Source organism: Streptomyces thermovulgaris, from assembly GCF_002155915.1.
In the GTDB taxonomy this organism is placed as follows: domain Bacteria; phylum Actinomycetota; class Actinomycetes; order Streptomycetales; family Streptomycetaceae; genus Streptomyces; species Streptomyces thermovulgaris.
This window is the reverse complement of the sequence record NZ_MUME01000235.1, coordinates 1-1,935: the sequence shown is the minus strand read 5'-3', so window position 1 is coordinate 1,935 and position 1,935 is coordinate 1. Positions and strand designations below refer to the sequence as shown.

The window sequence follows — 1,935 nt, the reverse complement described above, 5'->3', positions numbered from 1 at the left end:
GAGGGGAAGGGGCCCGAGGGCTCAGAGGAGGGACCCGTACAGGCCGGGGCGGCGGCTCCTCAGATACGGGTTGGCCTCGCGGGAGGCGGCCAGAAGGGCGGGATCGGCGTCGGCGACGAGCAGTTCCCCGGTCCGGCCGGCGCGGGCGCGGGCGACTCCGTCGGGGCCGGCGAGCACGGAGAGTCCGACGAACTCGAACTCGCCCTCGGTTCCCGCCCGGTTGACATAGGCGATGTACAGCTGGTTCTCGAAGGCGCGCACCGGCACCAGGGACTCGGCGACGAACTGGAACGGGTGCATCAGCGCCGTCGGGACGACGAGGAGGTCGGTGCCGGCCAGCGCGTGGGCACGCACGGTCTCCGGGAACTCCACGTCGTAGCAGACCACCAGGCCGACGGTCAGACCGCCCAGCTCCGCCTGGACCACCGGCTGCTCGCCCGGTGTGAACTGCTCGCACTCGAAACCGCCGTACAGGTGGGTCTTGCGGTAGTTGGCCAGACGGGTGCCGTCGGCGGAGATCAGCTGGACGGAGTTGTAGACCGCCTCGCCGTCCCGCTCGGGGTAGCTGTAGGCGATGGCCAGGCCGTGCCGGACGGCCGTCTCCGCGACGGTGTGCGCCCAGTCGCCGTCGGCGGGTTCGGCCAGGCGGCCGATGTCGTCGCCGATCGCGTACCCGGTCACGAACATCTCCGAGGTCGCCAGCAGCCCGGCGCCCGCGGCGGCGGCGCGGCCGGCGGCGTCGTCGAGAACCCTGAGGTTCTCGGCGGCGCGGCCGGGCAGGCCGGAGCTCTGGAGCAGGGCGGTACGCATGGGCGATCCTCACCGGTACGGGGGGGTTTCGGGATTGACTAGACCGTATGATCAGCGGCTTCGGGCGGACAAGCCTGAGCCGTTGCGCACCGATGAGCGATTCATTGCGTGAGTTCGGGGGTATGCGGCGATTCGTTGCACGGCCGGGGCGCGGTGTCGTCGAGGTCACAGCTCCCGCAGCCGTTCCACGATCTCCTGGAGCAGTCCGGGGTCGGCCTCCGGGGCGTCCGGCCGGGGACGCCGGGGCGCGTCGATGCGGACGAGTCCGGCCTCGGCGAGATCGCCGAGCAGCACCCGTACGACCGTCAGCGGCAGATCGGCGTCGGCGGCCAGTTCCACGACGGGCCGGGGGCCGTGGCGCAGAAGGCCGAGCAGGCGGGCGCGCACATGGTCGACGCCCGGCCCCTCCCCGTCCGGGTGCACGGCGGTGACCTGGGACATCAGGTCGACGGTGTGGCGGTCCGAGGGGCGGGTGCGGCCCCGGGTGACGGTGTAGGGACGCACCATGGCCCCGGTCTCGTCCTCGTACCAGTGGTCGTCGTCGCTCACGGCCGCATCAGGGTTCGCCGGGGTCCTCGGCCGAGCGTGCGGCGGCGTTCATGTGACGGCCGACGCGGCGCACCAGCAGGGCCATCTCGTGGGCCAGCTGCCCGACGTCGGTCCGCGCGTCGCTGAGCACGGCCAGCCGGCTGCCGTTGCCCGCCGGGGTGACGAAGAGGTAGGCGTCGTCGAGCATCACCATGGTCTGCCGCACCTCTCCGGCCGCGAACCGCTCCCCCACTGAGCGGGCCAGGCCGTGGAAGCCGGAGCAGACCGCGGCGAGGTGTTCGATGTCGAGTCGGCGCATGCCCTGCGAGGAGCTCAGCGGAAGGCCGTCCGCGGTCAGCAGCACGGCCTGGCGCACATGGTCGGTCCTGGCCAGCAGGTCGTCGAGGAGCCAGCCGAGGTCGGTGCCGGGCTGCCGGGGCTCCTCGGCGGGGACCTGCGGGTTCTCGTCACGGTGCATGGTCGGTCTCCGTCCCTTCCTCGGTGTGCTGTGCGGGGGCGGGGTCCGCGGGAAGGCCTCGGCGGCCGCGGTCGAGTCCGCGCTGGAGGGCTCCGAGGACGGCCCGCATCTCCTCGGAG

The 1,935-nt window shown here is 72.9% G+C and carries 3 protein-coding genes; all 3 read right to left on the bottom strand.

Features of this window, described 5'->3' with window-relative positions; genetic code table 11:
* Positions 1-21 precede the first annotated feature (21 nt).
* Positions 22-810 (bottom strand): carbon-nitrogen hydrolase family protein, encoded by a 789-nt coding sequence (locus tag CCN35_RS18815; RefSeq protein ID WP_067397694.1) that lies wholly within the window; start codon positions 808-810, stop codon positions 22-24.
* A 165-nt stretch (positions 811-975) separates the two neighbouring features.
* The gene (locus CCN35_RS18810) at positions 976-1,359 is read right to left on the bottom strand and encodes a DUF742 domain-containing protein (protein WP_236560806.1); all 384 of its coding nucleotides are present in this window, start codon (positions 1,357-1,359) and stop codon (positions 976-978) included.
* Positions 1,360-1,366: 7 nt separating this feature from the next.
* Positions 1,367-1,816 (bottom strand): roadblock/LC7 domain-containing protein, encoded by a 450-nt coding sequence (locus CCN35_RS18805; RefSeq protein ID WP_086793626.1) that lies wholly within the window; start codon positions 1,814-1,816, stop codon positions 1,367-1,369.
* Positions 1,817-1,935: the final 119 nt, after the last annotated feature.

Excerpts from the sequence above, each read along its gene's own strand:
- CCN35_RS18815 (WP_067397694.1), bottom strand. The coding sequence starts at position 810 with ATGCGTACCGCCCTGCTCCAGAGCTCCGGCCTGCCCGGCCGCGCCGCC.
- CCN35_RS18805 (WP_086793626.1), bottom strand. The coding sequence starts at position 1,816 with ATGCACCGTGACGAGAACCCGCAGGTCCCCGCCGAGGAGCCCCGGCAG.